Here is a 19,042-nt window from a genome sequence, read left to right as displayed (position 1 = left end):
TGTCGGCGGGAAGGCCGGCACGGTGGGACGACCGCACCGCAGAGCCCGAAGGCCCGACAGATCGGGACCTTCGGCCCGGCGACGGCAGGAGCACAGCCTCTGAAACAACGCGCACTCCGGCGCGACGGTGGAGGGACAAGGCTCCTTCGACAGAATGGCCCGGCCATGAGCGCCATCTCCGTCTACGACGACCAAGCCCCATACGCCTCGTCCGCCACGGAGCGCAGCCACGACGCCCACCGCGAGGTCCTGCTCGGCGTCCAGCGCGCCCTGGCCGCGAACTGGGTCGACGACCAGCCGCGGATCGCCGTGGTCGAGCGCGATGGCCTGGCGATCGTCTACGTGAGCACTGCCTGCGCCCTGGATCCGCAGGTCCGGCTCGACATCCGGGGTGCGGTCCGGGCCGCGCTCGCGCAGTACACATCCCTCGCGCCCCACACAAACGTGGTGTTCCTGCGGCGCAGGGCAGCCTGAATCCCTCGGCTCGCGCAAGAAGGGCCTTGCACCGCAGCGCTGAGGCGCGGCTTCACTGAGACACAGCGCCACTGAGGCGGCGAGCGCAGCCTGGTGCCTGACGCCCGCGCCGGGCCCAGCGTGCACCACGACGTCAGTCGTCCAGCGGAACCCGCCACGTCAACACAGTGCCGCCGCCCTCGGCAGGCCCGACCGTGAACTCCCCACCCAACGCGGCAGCCCGATCGGCGAGATTGCCCAGCCCGCTGCGGGGTCCGCCACCCTCCGGCATCCCCACCCCGTTGTCGGCGACCCGCAGCACCAGATATCCGTCAGCAGTCGCCACATCCACATCAGCCTTCGAGGCCTGCGCATGCCGCCCGACCTTGGACAACGCCTCACGTACCACCGCCAACGCATGCTCGGCCGCCTCATCCGACACCTCGAAGTCGATCGGCCCGGTGAAGCGAACCGGCGGGGTGAAGCCCAAGACCGTGGCAGAGTCCTGGCATACCGCAGTACCTGCGCCCGCAGGCCCGGCGTCTCCTCTGCTGTCGCGTGGTCGGACAGCGCGAAGATGGTCGAGCGGATCGCCTTGATGGTGTCGTCGAGCTCTGGCACGGTCTTGGTGACGCGGTCCCGCACCACCTGCTTGCTCGTCCATCCGTAGCTGCGGCAACAGACAGTTGCGGGGCTCGTCCGGCTCCCGATCGGCCATCCTCCGGGGTGCCTTTCTGCGACGGTGCGCAAGCCGATGGCCCGCACCCGCCTCTGCCATGCCCACCGTAGTCCGGCCGGAGCCGGCGAGACAGGGCGAGCTGAGCTGCGGGAAGTAGGGTCCAAAGGCTCTTCTGCCGAAGTCCCGGCCACGGGGACGATCGAGGCATGACCGTGGAACAGCGTGTGGAGCGCTTCACTGAGGCAGCGGCCCCGGTGCTGACCCTGCTGACCCCGACGGTGTCTGTTCCGCAAGATCGTGACGCAGGCCGCCTGCGCTGAGCCCGGTACGGACACACGGCATGAACACAGCAACGGCATGAACACAGAAGGAGTCATCATGAAGCGCAGCATCGTAGTCGGCTACGACCAGAGCCCGTCCGGCGACCGCGCCCTGGCCCAGGCCGGCCGGGAGGCCGCCTGGCGGGACGCGTCGGTCACCGTCGTGAACGCCTTCCACTGGATCGCCGTGGGCAGACCCGGAGCTTACGTCCCGATGGGCGTCGAGACATCCCTGAAGGACGCCGCCGACAGCATCGCCGCCACCGGCGTCGAGACACTGCGCCGGCACTATCCCGGCATGACCGTGGACTCCGCGGTCATCGCCGGGCCCACCGCCGACGCCATCGCCGAGGCAGCCCGGGAGGCCGACCTGCTGGTCCTCGGCAACCGCGGCCGCGGCGGCTTCACCGGACTGCTGCTCGGCTCGGTATCGATAAGGACACTGACACTGGCCTCGGGCCCGACCATGATCGTACGGGGCACTCCGCGCGAGCCCACCGACACAGTCGTCCTCGCGCTGGACGTCGAGGACCCCGGCGAGGAACTCATGGACTTCGCCTTCACCGAAGCCGCGCTACGCGGCGCACGACTGGAAGTCGTCAACGTCTGGGACCTGGACTGGACCGAGGCCGCCGGATCCGACGTCTTGGCCCGGGCCAAGGAACACGCCGTGGCCGACATCCGCTCCGCCCTGGAACGGCGATTGAACCCCTGGCACGCCAAGCATCCGGACGTCCACCTCGTCATCGAGGTCATGGACGGCATGCCGAGCGCGGTACTGACCGAACTGACCGCGAGCGCCGACCTGATCATCGCCGGCGCGCACCGCCGCGGCGACGGCCACCCCGGGATGCGCCCCGGACCGATCACCCACACCCTGCTACACCACGCGGACTGCCCGGTCACGGTCGTGCCGCGCGCGTGAGGCGAGTGCCTCGAAGCCAGAGCCGAAGGTCCCGCCCAGAACCGGGGCGTGGGTCCTGCCGAAGGGGGACATCGGGCCCTGATACTTCCGCCGTGATGCGACAAGACTGCCGTTCAGGGCACCGGAGCCCGGCCGACGAAGCTTCCAGGAGGCGGCAGCCATGACCATCCCCTCACTCGTCGCCCTCGTTCACCCGCCGGGCCACAAGCCGTGCCGGCAGCCTGCTCATGGAACGGAAGATGCTGCACGGGATCAAGGAGCGGGCCGAACGGCTCGTTTCCTGAGCACACCGTCGAGGAGACATCATGCGATCCGAAGGCACCACCACCGCGAAGACCGCGACGCGCATCCGCGGCGTCGAGATCCACCCGCTGCCGGCGGACCGCCGCCTGGCGATCGGCGCCGCACGGACCGGACACCGCCGAACACCCCTGCACTACCTGGTGACGGCTGACGTCACGACCGCGCGCAGGATCATGGCGATGTCGCCGGACACGTTCTCCCTCACCGCGTTCATCGCCGTATCCGTGGCGCGGGCCGCTGCCGAGCATCCCACCGTGCACGCCTATCGCGACTGGCGCGGACGCCTGGTCACCCACCACCACGTCGACGTCATGGTGCCGGTCCAGACGCAGACCGAGCCGGGTCACCGAATCGTGCCGCACGTCGTCACCGACGCCGACCTCGGCGACGTCGTCGAGGTCTCCACACAGCTGCTGTCCACGAACGACTCCCCCGCGTACGGCATCGAACGACTCTGCGACCGACTCCCCGGGCTCACCCGGGTGCCCGGGCTCCTGCGAGCGATGTACACGGTCCAGGACCGGTCCGTACGGCTCCGGCAACGGACCGGCACGGTCGCGGTCACCACCACGGGGATGCGAAACGTCGGCGAGACGTTCGGCATCGCCATGCCCGCCCTGATGCCGCTGCAGGTGACGGTCGGCAGCGTCTGTTCCGCCCCGCACCGGACAAGCAACATCATCGAACAGCACGAGATCCTCAACCTGACCCTCACCTTCGACCACTACGTCGTGGAGGAAACCGAGGCGGCCGCGTTCGCCACCCGGCTGTGCGACACGATCGAACACGCCGAGGCCCTCCAAGCGCACATCGCGAAGAAGAGACCATCACAGCCGCCGGTGCCCGCGCCGGCACCCGAGCCGGCACCTGAGCCGGAGACGACGTCACCAACTCCTCGCCCAGCGCGATGAACGTAGGGCCACAGCGACCCCAGGGTGGTGCCGTCGGTGACCGTCAGGGCCGGCGTCACCGAAGGCCACCGCATCTTCCCGACACCATCAAGTACCGTGGGTCTTCCACCCCGGTCCCGCCAAGTTCCGGGCCGGCTGGTTCGTCGAGTCCCTGGCCACCCAGACCCTGGTGATCTCGCCATCCGCACCCGTCGGATCCCGTGATGAGGGTCAGGCCACGTGCCACGGTCGGATCGCCACCGGTTCCTCGTACGGCGCCCGGATCGGCACCTCGGCCGGTCGCGAGGCGGGCCGCCCGGCGGCGTCGGCGAGGGACCGCCGGGCCCGGAACAGCAAGCTGCCGGTGAAGCCGAGGGCGGCACCGAGCAGGAGTTGCCGACACATCACTTTTCCGATCCTCCGTACTGTCGCGTTCCGCATCGCCTTGCCCACCTCTCTATTCGAGCTCTGTGATGCCGCTCGTCCACCGGCACCCGGTGATCGAGGACTGCGGGATCGGCACGTCCGCGTCGGTCAGGGCCTTGGCCACGGGGTCGACGACGACCCGGGTCAGCCGGCCCACCACGATGCCGTCGGCCGAATGGACTTCGGCGCCGATGAGGAAGGGCGTATCCGTCGTCATACCTTCGACCATCGCCTCGGACCGGCGGCCCGGGCCAGAGGAGTTCGGCCCATTCGGGCCTTGATACGACGGCATCAGAACACGACGAGGCCCTCGACAGTCGGGCCGGCCGGGAACGCACCGTCCCCGAGATCCAGCAAGCCGGGCCGGGACCTCGAAGGTCCCGGCCCGGCGGTGGAGGGGTCTTGCCCGGTGGGGCGGGTCTTAGACCAGCGAGCGGTGGTTCCGGACGATGGGCAGCTTCGCCCACGCGGCGCCCAGGCCCAGCCGGCTGCCGGTGCCGAAGACGGCGACGGCGGCCAGGGCGAGGGCTTCCAGCACGTGGTCATCGACCAGCGGGTTGGCCGACGAGGTCGCGGCACCGGTGGCGGTGTGCTGGGCCGGCGGGTAGACCGCGAGCCACATCATCGCCACCAGGACCACGCCGCAGACCGCCGCGATCCGCAGTCCGACACCCGCAATCAGGGCACTGCCGATACCCAGCAGAGCGAGCATGAACGCCCAGTCCACGAAGCCGTTGCCGGCCATGGAATGAAACGCGGACTGGAACGGGCCGACAGCCACATGACCCAGGAAGCCCTTGGTCGGAGAACCCCCGTGGATCCAGGCGCTCTTGGAGGCGGTGGAGTAGTGCAGCCCGAAGGTCTTGTCCAGGAACGCCCACAAGAACACGAACCCGGTACCGATCCGCAGCGCCGCGATCGAAACCTCCCGGGCATCGACCGCGGAAGTCGCGTCCTCGGCCGCGACCGAAGTGCGTGCCGCACGCGGTGAGAAATGGAACCGGTCGCTCAGGTGAGCCCCGCCGTGCTGTGTAGTCATGATCAGTTCCAATCGCCGAGAATAAGATGTTCGTTTGCTGCGTCACTACGAAGTCTGGCCAGCAAACAGAACACCGCCCGGTGCCAAAGGTCCCGACTATCAGGGCCGATAGTCACCTCGCGACGGGCACGGCGGCTACGGCCGATACGGCGGATGCGGCGCGCACAGCGATCGCGTTCCGGCGGCGCGCTGCGGCGGCTACGTGCGGCGGCTACGTGCGGCGGCTACGTGCGGCAGACGATCAGAGCCGCGATGTCACGAAGCGCCGACCACTTCGCCGACCGGCGGCGAGGCCTGGTCGAACGCGAGGTTCCGGACTCTTTGGACCGACCGGTCGAGATTGTCGATCGCCGCGCGGAGCAGGTCCGCGGTCTGCCGGTCCGAGGTCAGCGAGACCGCGCCGTGAATCGTGAGGCTCGCGCTGAAAAGCAGGTCGACAAGCTTATTGTCGCTATCGCTCAGCGGGGGGCGTGCGGTGCTGACCATTTCCTTGCTCCCTGAGTCGGGACGCGTGTCGACGGCGAGTAGTCAGTCACCGGGGTCCGAGGAGGCAGCGCCGCTCCTAGAGATTTTACGCCCCGAATCATCCAATTCATAGGAATCATTCCCGCTATGTCGAGTTTCCATCTCCGCAGGTCACCCGGCAGAAGACGCGCACAGAACGGATCCCGCCGGCGGAGGACGCGGTGATCTGCTGGTCCTGGGCAATCGCGGCCGCGGCGAGCCCGCGGCCGTCACCGATCGCCAGAAGGGGCTGGAGACCGTTCTGGAGCCACGGGCACCGCGCAGGTCTGTGCCCGGGCCGAATGCCGCCGGCCCGGGCGCGGACCGGGTTCGCGTCGCGACCGCTAGAGCTCGAAGAGCCACTCGGGTACGAAGCCGAGCAGCTTCTCTGCGGCCGTGGTGCGGATCGCCGCCTGGCGCCCGCTGATCGCCGCACGGAGCTCGACGCCGGGGTGGAAGCGGGCGATGAGGTCCGAGGTCGGTTGCTGGGAGAGGGTGTCCGGTGCGCACAGATGGACGGCGTGTGCGCCGGGGCCAGGGACTGCGAGGGCCAGGAGCGCGGCGCGCGCCGCGTCGCGGACGTCGAGATAGGTCCAGAGCTCGGCGGCGCCGGCTGCCGGGTTCTGCCTGAGCTGCCGGGCTCGGGCGGTGAGGCGCTCCTGGTCCCCGACGAACGGGTAGCGCAGACAGACGACGCTCATCTCGTGGCGGCGCGCCGCCATCTGCGCGATGAGTTCGTCAGCCTGCTTCGAAAGCCCGTATGGGTCGCTGACTTGCGAGGGCATCGCCTCGTCCACGGGGAGGTACGGCGGGTGTGCGTCGGTGACCGACCAGGGCAGGCCGGTGACGCCGTAGGAGCTGGCGAGGCAGGCGTGGTGGATGCCCGCGTGGCCGGCCTCCTCCAGGACGGTGAGGGTGGCCATCGTGTTCGTGCCGAAGACCTCCTGCGGTGTGTTGTGCTCCGGGGTGGGGATGGCCGCCAGGTGGATGACCGCGTCGACGCCGTGCAGGGCTTTGCGGACGGTCGCCGGGTCGGCCGCGTCGCCGACCACGACGTGCCGGGCCGTGAGGTCGCCCGGGTCCGCCAGGACCAGTGCGGTGGCTGCGACCCCGTGGTCGTCGAGGTGGGCCAGGACGGCGCGGCCGATCCGTCCTGCCGCGCCGGTGACGAGTACGTGTTCTGTCATGGCCTGTTCCTGTGCTCCGCGGGTGTCAGTAGACGCGAACCGCGACCACGTGGGCCGACGGCGCGCCGTTGGTGGACTCCACGACGATCCGGACCGCCGAGGTCGTGCGGCCCGGTGCCTGGAGGACATGGACGTTGCGGCGGCGCCGGTTCGCGGTGACCCGGGCGACGCTCTCCCACTCCCCCGCCGGCGTCCTGAGCTCCACCCGGTAGTCGCGGACCAGTGTCGGCATCACCGGCTCCGGGGTGCGGTGATGGTGCAGGTTGATGAGGTCCTCGTCCACGTCGTCGTCCAGGACGACCTCGATCCGCGCCACCGGGACCGGCTCGGGCCAAGCCACCTGCAGCCACTGCGGGTGCAGCCGCTGCGAGCAGTCCGGCTCGCCGACCCACATGTGCGGGCCGCCGAACGGCCGTGCGTATCCGTCCACTGACTTCGCCGGAGCGAAGGCCGCGGTGCTTCCCGCATCGAAGGAGAAGACCCGGTGGCGCAGGTCCGTGTCCGTCCATTCCCGGAGCAGCTGCGGTGCCTCGTCCTTCGGCCGCAACGGGATACGGCTCAGGCAGAGCACGCCGGGAACGCCCTGTTCCGCGACGCGCAACGAGACGTCCGGATTGGCTTTCACCACGAGGAAGGCGTTGCGGGGCGAGGTCGGCGACCAGCTCAGACCGGTCTTCACCCACTGCTCCGCCCCGGCCGGAACGGCCAGTCGCACCGTGTCGAGGAGTTTGCGGGGCACATAGTTCTGCCCGAGCTCGGGATCGTGGAGTTCGACGATCAACTCAGTATCCTGCGTCGCATCGACCAGGAGCGAGAGCTCATCGAGCGCCGGATCGACCGGCAGCACGATCCCGGCGTCGGCGGCCAGCGGCCAGGACGCGGTCGGCGCCGGGGAGCCGGGTGTGCCGGACGCCAGCCGGGTCAGCGTCGAGGACGCCGTCACCGTGCCGCGCGCCGCATGGTCGTCCGGATCTTCGAGAGCGATCCCGACCACCGAGGCGTCTTCTCGCAGCAGCGTCCGTTGCAGCGCCGCCACGTCCAGGCCGCTCGGCGAAACGCTCCCGGCCGCGCACAGCGCCGCAGCCGTCCCCGCCGCCTGGCCCAGCGTCGCGCAGGTCGCCATCACCCGCGTGGAGCCGAACGCCACGTGGCTCGCCGAGATGTCCCGTCCGGCGAACAGCAGGTTGCTGACATTCGCCGAGTACAGCGACCGGTACGGGATGTGGTAGACGCCGTCGGCGAAGCGCTGCTTGGCGCCGTCCTCCGCGGCGTACATGCCCCGCGCCGGATGCAGGTCGATCGACCAGCCGCCGAACGCGACGCGGTCGTCGAACTCCGTCTGCCCGAGGATGTCCCCCTGCGTCAGGACGTGGTCGCCGAGGAAGCGCCGGTACTCGCGCTTGCCGGGGATCGAGCCGACCCACTCCAGGGTCATCGTCTCGGCGTCGAACTTCCCGGAGTTCTTGATGTGGTCCCAGATCCCGTAGACCACCGACCAGAGCTCGTCCCGGATCTCCTCGTTGTCGTGGACGGTGTCCAGCTCGCCGCCGAACTCGATCCACCAGTAGGCGCAGCCGTTGTCGCCGGCCTTGATGATGCGGCGCTCGGGGATCGAGGTCTTGCTGATGTCCTTGGCGAACGAAGGCGGCACGTACGCGACCGGATGCCCGGCGTCCTTGGTGTAGAACAGCAGCGTCGAGCCGAGGGTGACGTCGTCGGCGACCTCCGGGGCCCAGTCCTCGCCGTATTCGGCGCGCGCCTCCCGGCCGATCCGGTGCTTCGCCCCGGCGAGGAAGCCGACGAGCCCGTCGCCGGTGCAGTCCAGGAAGACGTCGCTCTCGAAGCGGATCAGCCGCTCCGAGCCCATCGTCCAGCCGGTCAGTGCACTGATGCGACGCTCCGGTCCGTCACCGGAAGCCCCGCAAGCCCCGGCCTCGACCTCCCGCGCATCAGTGTTCAGATACAAGCTGATGCCCGGCTCGGCGCGCACCAGATCCAGCAGCAGCGCGTCCCAGATGTAGGGGTTCCCGTCGATGTTCCGGTACTGGTTCTCGACGAACAGCTCCCCCATGATCCCGCCTTCGCGGGCGAAGTGGTTCTTGCCGTGCCCGGTGGCCCCGACCACCCACACCCGCACCTCGCTGCTGGAGTTGCCGCCGAGCACCGGGCGGTTGGTGACCAGGGCGACGGACGCGCCCAGCCGGGCCGCGGCGATCGCCGCGCAGGTCCCGGCCAGGCCGCCGCCGACGACGGTGATGTCGTGCCGTACGTTCTCGCTGCGCATGGTTCCCAGGCGTCCTAACTCGTCTTCCAGTCGGCGTTCTCGGCCAGTCCCCAGACGATCCGGGGTGCGCCGTCCAAGGTCAGGGTGACGGCGAAGTCCGAGGCTTGGAGCGTGCTCTGCCGCCCGACGCAGTCGGTGACGGTCACGGTGCCGCTCGCGGTCCCGGTATGCGCGCTGACCTGGGTCTTGGTCGGCCAGACGTCGGTCCAGGGCTCGGGGGTGGCATAGCCGGTCCCGGTGCCGTGGTCCGCGTTCAGCACGTAGCCGTCGTGCCGGGACCACAGGATCGACACCGGGCCGTTCGGCGTCGTGAACACCAGACCCTTGATCAGCGGGTCGGAGAAGGTCAGCCAGCGCAGGAAGGTCGCCTGGTCCAGCGCTCGGGCGACGGTCGCGTACGCCAGCATCGACGGTTTCGGGCTGGTGTCCCGCATCATCATGCCGGAGTGGTACTCGACGTCCGTCGGGTCGGCTTCCTGCGGGTGGTGGATCGTCGAGTCGTGGAGTTGGTACCACTGCACCAGCTCGACCCCCTGGACCTTGGCCAGCGCGAGACTCAGGACGATGTTCTCGGCGGCGGTCCGGTAGGTGTCGCTCCACCACACGTTCGGGCGGGTCGGCGCGTAGGCCTCCGTCAGCCAGAGCGCCTTGCCGCCGCCGTAGGTGTCGACGGTCTGGCGGGCCTTGGTCACCGCGCCGTAGAAGTTCCAGTAGGTGCCGGTGCCGCCCTGCGTCCAGGTCGAGGGGTCCGGCGCGTAGTCGGCGGTGAAGTTGCCGCGTCCGGGGTGGATGGCGAAGGCGTCGATCAGCGGCCAGCCGCCTGCGGCGTAGAAGTTCGCGGTCCAGTTGTAGTCCATGCCGCCCAGACCGCAGTTGGAGACCTTCACCGCCGATCCGGCGGCCGTGAGCCGGTCGTGGATCGGCTGGAGGCCGTCGCGGACGTACACGTCCGCGCCCTGGCCCGACATCCAGGGCTGATTCAGTTCGTTGCCGACCTCGAAGTGCTTGGCGCCGGAGCTGGTACAGGTCGCGACCGAGGCGTCGGCCCAGGCCGAGATCTGCGCGGCGGTCCCGTTCAACGGGATGGCACCGAGTTCGACGTTGTGCAGGATCCCGTTGGCGTCCAGCGTCGCGGTGTCGATGCCGGGCGCGCCGCTGTAGGCGTTCCGGATCCACTTGATGCCCATGGTCTTCAGCAGCCCGAGGACAGCGGCCTGATTCGGCTTGAGCAGCCACGGATAGTTCGCCAGGCCGAACATCGACGTCGATCCGCCCTGGTAGGCGAAGTCGGGCAGCACGGCGAGGTTCGTGCGGGCGAAGGCGGAGGCCGATCCGGCGACGGCCTGCACCTCGGTGAAGACGATGCCCTGCGCCGGGCCGGTGACCGGGAAGGAGCCGTTCCAGACCGCGCCGGCCGCGACGGTCGCGCTCACGGTGCCGCCGGCGATCTGCTGCCCGGCGAAGTCCTTGGCCCACCAGGTGACGGTCACCGGCTGGGACGCCGCGCCCCCGTTGGCGACCTGGGCGTTGAGCGTCATCGCCGCGCCCGGGGTGTTCCAGAGGTTGAACGGCTGGTCGGTCCAGGCGTCCACGCCGAGGCCGGCACCGGTGGCGATCGCCCCCGCCGAGCGCGGCCGGGTTCCGCCCAGGACCAGGGTCGCCGAGGTGGCCGCCGAATCAGAGCCCGTGGACGTGCCCGGCGCGTGCATCCAGGTCGCGTTCGTGTAGGCCGGGGTGGTCGCGGCGAGATAGAAGAACCCTTGCATGTCGGCCCACGTCTCGACGTAGGTCGCGCCGGCGTTGGTCTCGTACGGGACGCCGCCGCCGGTGTCGCGGTTCCACACGGTCACCGGCTCGTAGGTCTCGGCGGCGGTGGCAGCCGAGACGGTGCGCCCGACCATGAACCCCGTGGGTGTCAGGGTGCTGGATCCGGCCACCGTCCAGGACAGCTCGGCCTGGTTCGGCTTCGCCGCGAAGACGCCGGTCACCGTGACGCCCGGCGCTCCACTGCTCAGGACGTAGGCCATCTGGATCGCCGAACTCCCGTCGGCCAGGGTGGTCAGGGTCGGCGTGCCGCCGTAGGTGCGTTGCTGACCGAGCACCGAGTCCTTGAGCATGAAGTACGGGACCAGGACCCGGTCGACCCCGGCTCCGTCCTGGATCAGCAGGCTGCCGTCGGTCTGCCCGACGAGCGTGACGCCCGCCGCCGAGACCGTGACCGATCCGGCGGCGTGGGCGGTCTGGGCGAGCGTCGGGGTCAGCAGCGCCGTCCCGGTGGCCACGGCGGTTCCCTGGACGAATCTGCGGCGCGAAAGTGACATCGTGGTGCCTTTCTCTTTCGATGGCGATACGAGGGACGAGCGTTCTGCGCTGTCTGGACGGTCTGGACGGTCTGGACGGTCTGGCCGACCGTCGACGGGCCGGCCGGTCAGCCCTTGACGCCGGTGAACCCGAGTCCGGCGACGATCTGCCGCTGGAACACGGCGAAGACGACGATCGGGGGCGCGGCGGCCATGACCATGGCCGCGATGAGCTGGTCCTGCGGCGCCTGCCCGGACAGCTGGGACAGCGCCACCGAGATCGGCTGCTTGTTCGGATCGGTGAGCGCCACCAGCGGCCAGACGAACTCCTTCCAGCTGTGCGTCACCGCCAGCAGGCTGATGACCGCCAGGACCGGACGGCTCATCGGCAGCACGATCTTGGTCAGCAGGTGCCGGGTCGAGCAGCCGTCGACGTGGGCGGCGTCGAACAGCTCCCGGGGCAGGGAGTCGAAGAACTGCTTGGCCAGCAGCACGGTGAACGCGCTCGCGCCGGCCGGCAGCCACAGCGCCCAGTAGGTGTCGGCCAGGTCCACGTGGATGATCGGGACGTCGATGATCGTCAGGAACAGGCTGACCAGGTTCACGGTGTAGGGGACGAACATCGTCGCCAGGATCATCGCGTAGACGACCTTGCCGAACCTGGGCCGCAGCACCGACAACGCGAAGCCGGCGGTCACCGAGACGAACAGCTGCACGGCCCAGGAACCGCTCACCACGATCAGGGTATTGAGCAGGTAGTGCCCGATGCCGAGCTCGTGGAACGCGGTGGAGAAGTTGGCGAACCGGGCCTGGCCCGGCCACACCGCCAGCGGGTGCGCGACGGTCTGCGCCGGCGGCGAGACCGCGCCCTTGACCATCCAGTACAGCGGGCCGATCCCGGCCGCCAGCAACAGGATCAGGGTGGCGGCCTGGATCGAGCGGGTGGCGGCCCGGGCCGCCGGGCCCTGGCGCCCGGAGGCGATGAACGTGGTCGGGAAAGCGCTGGGGGTGCTCATGTGCGGCTCCAACTCCGGGTGGCCCGCAGGTACACCGCGGACAACACGGCCAGGGTCAGCACCATCAGCGTGGTCAGCGCCGCGGCCTGGCCGTACTCGCCGTTCTGGAAGGCATAGCGGAAGATCAGAAGCAGGACGGTCATGGTCGCGTTCTGCGGTCCGCCGCCGGTGAACAGGTAGGGCTCGGTGAAGACCTGGATCGTGCTGATCAGCTGGACCAGCAGCAGCAGTCCGATCACCGGCCGCAGTTGCGGCAGCATCACGTGCCAGATCCGCCGCCAGACCCCGGAGCCGTCCATCTCGGCGGCCTCGTACAGCTCCCCGGGTATGCCCGCCATCGCCGCCAGGTAGATCAGGACGGCACCGCCCATCCCGGCCCAGGTGGCCTCCAGGACCAGCGAGGCCAGCGCGGTGTGCGGGGAGTCCAGCCACGGGTACGGCCCGAGCCCGACCTCGCCCAGCAGGCTGTTGAAGAGCCCTGAGCCCGGATCGTAGAACCACTTCCACAGCAGGATCGCCACCGTCGGCGGGATGACCACCGGCAGGTAGACCAGGAAGCGGTACAGGCCCGCGCCGCGCCGGACCGTGGACATGACCGAGGCCAGGATCAGCGGTGCGGGAAAGCCGATCGCCAGAGCCAGTCCGACGTAGATCGCGGTGTTCTTCACCGCGGTGGCCGCCAGCGGGTCGTCCAGCACCGCGCGGAAGTTGTCGAACCCGACCCACTGCGCCGGGTCCACGAGGTTGGTGCGCTGGAAGGCCAGGGCGAAGCCGCGCACGATCGGCCACCAGGCGAACAGGCCGAAGATCACCAGCGCCGGCAACAGGAACAGCCAGCCGGCGATCTGGCGCCGGGTCTCCAGGCCGCGCCGCCGTGCGACGAGCCCGGCGAGGGGACGGCGCCGCGAGGCGGTGGGCGGCCGGTTCTGGGTGAGCAGACTCATCGCAGGCTACTTCTGGTCCGCGGACAGGGTCGCGTCGACGGACTTGTGCGCGGCGGCCAGCAGGCTGTCCACGTCGGCGCCCTTGTCGGTGAGCACCGCCTGCATCACGGTGTCCAGGACCGCGTAGACCTTCTGCGCCTCGAACTCGGGCTCGGGACGGAGCTTGAGCGCCGCCAGATTGCTGGTGTAGGGCGTGAAGTGGGACAGGTCGACGTTGACGTACGGCTTGATGGCGTCGGCGATCTGGGCTTGCCGGGCGGCGTCGAAGACCGGCAGCGTCGGCACGCCGACCGCGGCCTTGGGATCGGCGGCGAGCGTCTTGGCCTGCTCGGCAGCCGCCGTCGTGTCGTAGGCGGGCAGGGCGTAGGCGAAGATCAGCCACTTCGCGGCGGCCTCGGCGTGCTTGGCGTCGACCGACTTGGGCACCATGTAGACGTCCGAGCCGGTGAGCGTCGCCCCGCCGCCGGCCTGCGGCATCGCGGCCGCGCCGAACGAGGCGGTGTCGGTCATGCCGTAGGTCATCTTGGCCAGCCGGTAGGTGCCCGGAGAGCCCAGGAACATGCCGATCTGGCCGGCGGCGAACGCCTTGACCACGTCGGTCTGGTTGTTCAGCTGGGAGGCGCCCATGGAGTTGTCGCTCCAGCGCATGGACTTCAGCAGGTTCAGCGCGTCCTTCGTGGGCGCGTCATCGAAGGCTGAGACGTATTTGCCACCGGTCTTCTTCTCGATGTCGCCGCCGAAGGCGTAGGTCAGCATCGTGAGCTGCCAGCCGCCCTGGTTGTCCTTGGACTCGGCGACGAACCCGGCCTTGCCGGTCTTCTCGGCGATCGCCGCGGCGTCGGTGCGGACCTCGTCCCACGTCGTCGGCGGCTTGTCCGGGTCCAGTCCGGCAGCGGTGAACAGCGCGCGGTTGTACATCAGGCCCTGGGCGTAAGGGTTCTGCGGGACACCGTAGACCTGGCCGCCGGCGTCGCTGAGCGGAGCCAGAACCTGCGGGTTGAACTCCTTGTAGTGGTCCCAGGCCTGGAGTTGGCCGGTGATCGAGCGCACCTGGCCCTGGGCGATCAGCCGCTGCGGCTCGGTGAGCGGCACCTTGATGACGTCCTCGACGGTGTGCGCGGCGAGTTTGGCCGAGAAGGTCATCGGGTCGTAGACGTTCGTCGACCCCTGGACCTTGATGCCGGGGTTCGCCTTCTCGAAGTCGGCGACCATCTGCTGGAACTGCGCGGTGCCGGCCCGGTCGGTGGCCGGCGGCATGCCCTGGACGTGCAGGGTGATGGAGCCGGACCCGGATCCCGATCCGGACTTGGACGATGAGGAACAGCCGGCGGCGGTGAGCGCCGTCGCGACGCATCCCGCTATAAGTACGAACCGTGATATACGGACCATTTTGGCTTCCTGAAGGGATCGTTGAAGTGAGGGCTCTGTTCTCGGTGTTCTTCTTGCTGTGTTCGACGGTGGAGCCGCGGGCGGCTAGCGGTTCGGCGCGGGCCCGGTCGAGGCCCGCGGCACCAGCCGGGACCCGACCTCGACGACGCGCGCCGGGACGTCGTCGTCCCGGCCGGTGATCGCCTCGGTCAGCAGCTCGACGGAACGGACGGCGAGCTCGTCCGGCGAGATCCGGATCGTGGTCAGGCTCGGCGTGGAGACCGAGGCCAGCAGGGTGTCGTCGATGCCGATGACGCTGACGTCGCCGGGCACCGAGGCGCCGAGGTTGGCGAGTTGGTGCAGGACGCCGAGCGCCACCAGGTCGTTGTGCGCCAGGACCGCGGTCGCGTTGTGCGCCAGGATGAGCGGCGCGGCGTGCACGCCGGTCTCGAACCGCGGCTCGTAGGGACCGATCTCGGTCAGCGCGAGGCCGGCGGCCTCGAAGGAGTCGTGGATCGACTTGCCGCGGGCCAGTTCCGGCCGGGAGGCGTTGATGAAGACGCACTTGCGGTGGCCGTAGGCGCGCAGGTGTTCGGCGGCCTGGCTGATCCCGGCGGCCAGGGAGATCCGCACCTCCGAGACCTCGGGAACGTCCCGGTTGACCACGACGATCGGGATCCGGCCGGCGAGTTCGCGCAGCCGGGTCTCGCTGAGCGTGGAGGCCCACAGCACCAGGCCGTCCACCCGCTTGGACACCGACGCGATCGTCTCGATCTCGTCGGCCTCCTGCTCGTCGCAGTCGGCCATCAGCACCGTGTAGCCCAGCCGCCGGGCCCGGGCCTGCATCGCCTTGATGATCGGCGGGAAGAACGGGTTGGCGATGTCCGGGATGATCAGGCCCAGCGTGCCGGTGCCGCCGCCGCGCAGGCTGCGCGCCGCGGGGTTGGCCGCGTAGCCCAGGGCCGTGGCGGCCTCCAGCACCCGCTTGAGGGTCAGCGGCTTCACCTGGTCCGGTGCGGTGAAAGCCCGCGACACCGTCGAGACCGAGACCCCGGCGGCCTCGGCCACCTCGCGGATCGTCACCGTCATCGCCGCTCCTGCTCACTGGTCGGGGTCGTCGTCCTCCGGCGACCGGTGCGAGGATCTTCGCGAACGTTCCCGGGATATGTCAATGGGGTTGCGGCCACGAAAACTCTGAGGTCGGCGAGTCTTGCGCCGCCGGACGGTGAACGCCCATGATGCAGATCTGCAAGATTTTGAAAGTTCCTGGGAACGTTTTCATAGCCTGATCGAGACGGTTCCCGGCGCTCACCCTGGGGGCACCATGAAGATCACCGGCATCGAGGTCCTGACCCTGCCGGACCACGGCGACTCGATGATGCTGGCCGTCGTCGACACCGACGAGGGCCTGTACGGCATCGGGGAGGTGGGGGTCCGCACCCGCCAGCGCGCCGTCGCCGGCGGCCTGGACCACCTGGCGGGCCTGCTCGTCGGCGAGGACCCGACCCGCATCGAGCACCTGTGGCAGACGATGTTCCGCCGCGGCTTCTACCCGGCCGACCGGATCCTGGCCTCGGCGATCGCCGCCGTCGACGTCGCGCTGTGGGACATCCGCGGCAAGTCGCTGGGCGTCCCGGTCTACGAGCTCTTCGGCGGCCCGGTCCGGGACCACATCCCGGCCTACGTACACGTCGGCGACATCTACCACGACCGCCCGGCGTTCCTGGACCGCTGCCGGGACCTGGTGGCGCAGGGCTGGGGCCACCTGCGGTTCTCCGCACCGCACGACGAGGACGACGTCCTGGACCAGCGGCGCTGCCTGCGGGCGTCGGTGGACCTCTTCCACGCGGTGCGCGAGGCGGTGGGCGAGGAGATCGAGCTCATCCTCGACGTCCACACCCGCCTGGACCCGCCGGAGGCGGTGACGCTGTGCCGCGAGATCGAGACGGCCCGGCCGTTCTTCGTCGAGGACCCGATCCGCTGTGAGAACCCTGACGCGTACCGCATGCTCCGGGCCCGCACCGGCGTCCCCCTGGCAGCCGGCGAGCAGTTCGCCTCCAAGTGGGAGTTCGCCCGCCTGCTGGACCACGACCTGGTGGACTACGCGCGGGTGGACGTCGGCATCGCCGCCGGACTCACCGAGGCCCGCAAGATAGCGGCGATGGCCGAGGCCCGCTACATCCGCCTGGCCACCCACAACCCTCTCGGCCCGGTCACCGCGGCGTCCTCGATGCACCTCAACGCCGCGACCCCCAACGCCGCGATCCAGGAACACCAGGTGGATCCGCAGCCTCTGGCCGACGCGCTGTTCACCCTCCGGCCGCGGATCACCCCGGGGCGGGTCGAGCTGAGCGGCGCCCCGGGCCTGGGCATCGACATCGACCGGGTCGAGGCCCGCAAGTACCAGGCGACGGCGGCCGAGCGCCCGCAGCTCCGGACCCGGGACGGGGCTTTCACGAACTGGTAGCGGCCGGTCGCCGGCAGGGCGGCGGCCCGACGGCCGTTGCCCTGCCGGCCCGAACCGTCAACATACGAACCGGCGCCTGCCGGTTCACCGGAAGAATTCAGCGCGAGCCGCGAGCAGCTTCTCCTGTTCCCCGGCGGCCTGGGGGTAGTCGTCGTGGTGGCCGGCCGCCAGGACGTGCAGCTGCTTCGGCCCGGCCAGGCCGTTGTGGACGCTGAACTGGCCGGGCGGCGGAACGGACGGATCGAACAGCGCCGCGGCGACCTGGACGGGGATGCGCAGGTGCCGAGCCGCGGTGGCGGCGTCGAAGTAGGCCAGGACCTCCAGCACGTCGGGCTGGACCAGGTAGCGGTCGCGGACCGCCGCGCCGCTGCCGAGGCAGGGCAAGGTCACGCGCAACGGGTGGTTGCCGAAGCTCGGGACGGTGAGGTGCGCGCTGTGAAAGCGGGCGTCCCACGGCAGTGCCAGGGCACCGATCCCGCCGCCGAAACTCCCACCGACGTAGTCGAGCCGCTGGGCCGCTTCGGGCACCGCCTCGATCAGCGCGCTCGCCGCGCACCACACGTCGGCGGCACAACCGGCGTGGATATAGGTGTCGCGGGACTCGATGCCGTGCAGGACGTGCTCGGCGGCCACCGACGAGACGCCGGGCATCAGGCTGCTCACACCGAGCCCCCGCGCGACGGGGAAGATCGCCGCCGCGCGGGGAGCGGGCAGGACCAGATCGGGGGCGTCGCGTCCGCCGTACCCGTGCCCGATCACGAAACCCCGATCGACCTTCCCATCCGAGGGCAGGGCCAGCCAGCCGCCGAGCCGCACCCCGCCCAGGGAGCCGAAGGTGAGGGTGTACAGATCGAGTCCGTCGCCGGTCTGCCGAACCAGCGGTCCGACCTGCGGCCGGACCGGCACCGCCGACGCCCGGTCGAACAGGGCCGCCCAGAACTCGGCGAAGTCGGCAGGCGGATTCGACGGCGGTCCGACCTGAAGCAGTGCGTCCAGATCGAACCCGTAGGCCGGGTCGAACGGGTAGGGATGCGGCTGGTCCGCGAGAACGATCACGGAGCAACCTTGGCACAGGGGCGCTCCGCGAGCAGTGGCGGGACGGTCGCGCTACTGCTTTGCGGCGTGCCACAGCTGGTTCAGCTGGTTTTCGCCGCACGCGTACAGGCCGACCTGTGTTCCGTCGGCCTGGCCGTTCTCCTGCACGTCCAGACACTGGCCGTTTTCGATGTTCTGGAACGCGATGTACAGCACGTCGTTCGAGGGAACGCTGACGAACTGCTCCGCCTGGCTCCCATTGCACAGCTGTACTGACGCGTCTCCGAAGGACTGGCCCGGAACGGTGTCGCCCCAGACGCAGTAAATCAATCCGTCCGCGGCCCTCAGCGTCTGGATCTCGACCTGATGCGGGTTCTCCACCGAGTCTCCGACGATGCGGAAGTGCTGGTTGGTGCCGTTGTGGTTGTGGTAGATGATCAGGTTGGCGCCGTTGTGGACACTACCGCTGACGTCCAGGTCCTTGCCGCTGCTCTTACTGATGATGGTGTAGATCGGCGAGTTCCCGCTCGGACGGGCCGTCGAGGCCGTGGCCGTCGCGGTGAACCCGGCGAAGGCACACGCCGCGGCGGCGGCCGTGACCAGTGCCAGCCTGCGCCGCCGTCCCATCCGATTCCCGGAACGGATCAATGGATTGTGACGATCACCGGCACGTGAAAAGCGCATTCGATCTCTTCTCCTTCGCCCGCGCTGCTCCCGGACAGTCCGGAGACGTGCATCTTCTGAAGAAGCAACACCGGACGGCGTCGGGGGACGGTGAATGAGAGCCCAGGGTCCGGGGGCCCAGTGGCGTAGTAGATCGCCGCGCTTGCGGGAACGATGCGACGTCCTGGCCATTGTCGAGGGGTTGATAACGACCCGCCCGATATCAGCACTCTGCTCCT

At 69.7% G+C, this 19,042-nt stretch carries 18 protein-coding genes; 4 read left to right on the top strand and 14 right to left on the bottom strand.

Annotated elements, in window-relative coordinates; genetic code table 11:
• Nucleotides 1-165: 165 nt before the first annotated feature.
• Nucleotides 166-474 (top strand): hypothetical protein, encoded by a 309-nt coding sequence (locus tag KGQ19_RS09685; protein WP_212008742.1) that lies wholly within the window; start codon nt 166-168, stop codon nt 472-474.
• 133 nt (nt 475-607) lie between these two features.
• On the opposite strand, the gene KGQ19_RS09680 is transcribed toward KGQ19_RS09685, so the two are convergent.
• Entirely contained in the window at nt 608-943 is a 336-nt protein-coding gene (locus tag KGQ19_RS09680; protein WP_212008741.1) for a sensor histidine kinase, read from the bottom strand.
• Nucleotides 944-1,510: 567 nt separating this feature from the next.
• On the opposite strand from KGQ19_RS09680, the gene KGQ19_RS09675 reads away from it, so the two are divergent.
• Both KGQ19_RS09675 and KGQ19_RS09670 read left to right on the top strand, forming a co-directional pair.
• Nucleotides 1,511-2,377, top strand: a complete 867-nt coding sequence (locus tag KGQ19_RS09675) for a universal stress protein (protein WP_212008740.1) — start codon at nt 1,511-1,513, stop codon at nt 2,375-2,377.
• 305 nt (nt 2,378-2,682) lie between these two features.
• Nucleotides 2,683-3,591 (top strand): 2-oxo acid dehydrogenase subunit E2, encoded by a 909-nt coding sequence (locus KGQ19_RS09670; RefSeq protein ID WP_212008739.1) that lies wholly within the window; start codon nt 2,683-2,685, stop codon nt 3,589-3,591.
• A 210-nt stretch (nt 3,592-3,801) separates the two neighbouring features.
• On the opposite strand, the gene KGQ19_RS09665 is transcribed toward KGQ19_RS09670, so the two are convergent.
• From KGQ19_RS09665 to KGQ19_RS09615, 11 genes are all read right to left on the bottom strand, one after another.
• Entirely contained in the window at nt 3,802-3,975 is a 174-nt protein-coding gene (locus tag KGQ19_RS09665; RefSeq protein WP_212008738.1) for a hypothetical protein, read from the bottom strand.
• A 52-nt stretch (nt 3,976-4,027) separates the two neighbouring features.
• Nucleotides 4,028-4,213: a hypothetical protein gene (locus tag KGQ19_RS09660; RefSeq protein ID WP_212008737.1), complete on the bottom strand. Its 186-nt coding sequence runs from the start codon at nt 4,211-4,213 to the stop codon at nt 4,028-4,030.
• A gap of 204 nt (nt 4,214-4,417) precedes the next feature.
• The gene (locus KGQ19_RS09655) at nt 4,418-5,035 is read right to left on the bottom strand and encodes a DoxX family membrane protein (RefSeq protein ID WP_212008736.1); all 618 of its coding nucleotides are present in this window, start codon (nt 5,033-5,035) and stop codon (nt 4,418-4,420) included.
• A gap of 255 nt (nt 5,036-5,290) precedes the next feature.
• Nucleotides 5,291-5,521 (bottom strand): hypothetical protein, encoded by a 231-nt coding sequence (locus KGQ19_RS09650; RefSeq protein WP_212008735.1) that lies wholly within the window; start codon nt 5,519-5,521, stop codon nt 5,291-5,293.
• Nucleotides 5,522-5,883: 362 nt separating this feature from the next.
• Nucleotides 5,884-6,726: an NAD-dependent epimerase/dehydratase family protein gene (locus tag KGQ19_RS09645; protein ID WP_212008734.1), complete on the bottom strand. Its 843-nt coding sequence runs from the start codon at nt 6,724-6,726 to the stop codon at nt 5,884-5,886.
• A gap of 25 nt (nt 6,727-6,751) precedes the next feature.
• Entirely contained in the window at nt 6,752-9,010 is a 2,259-nt protein-coding gene (locus KGQ19_RS09640) for an FAD-dependent oxidoreductase (protein WP_212008733.1), read from the bottom strand.
• A 14-nt stretch (nt 9,011-9,024) separates the two neighbouring features.
• Entirely contained in the window at nt 9,025-11,292 is a 2,268-nt protein-coding gene (locus KGQ19_RS09635; protein WP_212008732.1) for a hypothetical protein, read from the bottom strand.
• Between the two features lie 146 nt (nt 11,293-11,438).
• Nucleotides 11,439-12,326, bottom strand: a complete 888-nt coding sequence (locus KGQ19_RS09630) for a carbohydrate ABC transporter permease (RefSeq protein WP_212008731.1) — start codon at nt 12,324-12,326, stop codon at nt 11,439-11,441.
• Nucleotides 12,323-13,270: a carbohydrate ABC transporter permease gene (locus tag KGQ19_RS09625; protein WP_212008730.1), complete on the bottom strand. Its 948-nt coding sequence runs from the start codon at nt 13,268-13,270 to the stop codon at nt 12,323-12,325. Before KGQ19_RS09625 ends, KGQ19_RS09630 begins: the two co-directional genes overlap by 4 nt.
• A 6-nt stretch (nt 13,271-13,276) precedes the next feature.
• Nucleotides 13,277-14,659 carry an ABC transporter substrate-binding protein gene (locus KGQ19_RS09620; protein WP_212008729.1) on the bottom strand — a complete coding sequence of 461 codons (1,383 nt, stop codon included), beginning with the start codon at nt 14,657-14,659 and terminating at the stop codon, nt 13,277-13,279.
• An 84-nt stretch (nt 14,660-14,743) separates the two neighbouring features.
• On the bottom strand, nt 14,744-15,727 hold the full coding sequence (locus KGQ19_RS09615) for a LacI family DNA-binding transcriptional regulator (RefSeq protein ID WP_212008728.1): 984 nt from the start codon (nt 15,725-15,727) through the stop codon (nt 14,744-14,746).
• A 235-nt stretch (nt 15,728-15,962) separates the two neighbouring features.
• Here KGQ19_RS09615 and KGQ19_RS09610 point away from each other — a divergent pair, with 235 nt between their 5' ends.
• Nucleotides 15,963-17,105 (top strand): mandelate racemase/muconate lactonizing enzyme family protein, encoded by a 1,143-nt coding sequence (locus tag KGQ19_RS09610; protein WP_212008727.1) that lies wholly within the window; start codon nt 15,963-15,965, stop codon nt 17,103-17,105.
• 84 nt (nt 17,106-17,189) lie between these two features.
• Here the strand turns inward: KGQ19_RS09610 and KGQ19_RS09605 are convergent, their stop codons facing one another.
• Both KGQ19_RS09605 and KGQ19_RS09600 read right to left on the bottom strand, forming a co-directional pair.
• On the bottom strand, nt 17,190-18,161 hold the full coding sequence (locus KGQ19_RS09605) for an acetylxylan esterase (protein ID WP_307856379.1): 972 nt from the start codon (nt 18,159-18,161) through the stop codon (nt 17,190-17,192).
• 51 nt (nt 18,162-18,212) lie between these two features.
• Nucleotides 18,213-18,767, bottom strand: coding sequence for an RICIN domain-containing protein (locus KGQ19_RS09600; RefSeq protein WP_212008726.1), 555 nt, complete (start codon nt 18,765-18,767; stop codon nt 18,213-18,215).
• Between the last annotated feature and the right edge of the window lie 275 nt (nt 18,768-19,042).

The sequence above is a fragment of the Catenulispora pinistramenti genome, from assembly GCF_018274385.1.
Classification (GTDB): Bacteria; Actinomycetota; Actinomycetes; order Streptomycetales; family Catenulisporaceae; genus Catenulispora; species Catenulispora pinistramenti.
This window is presented reverse-complemented; position numbering and strand designations above follow the sequence as displayed.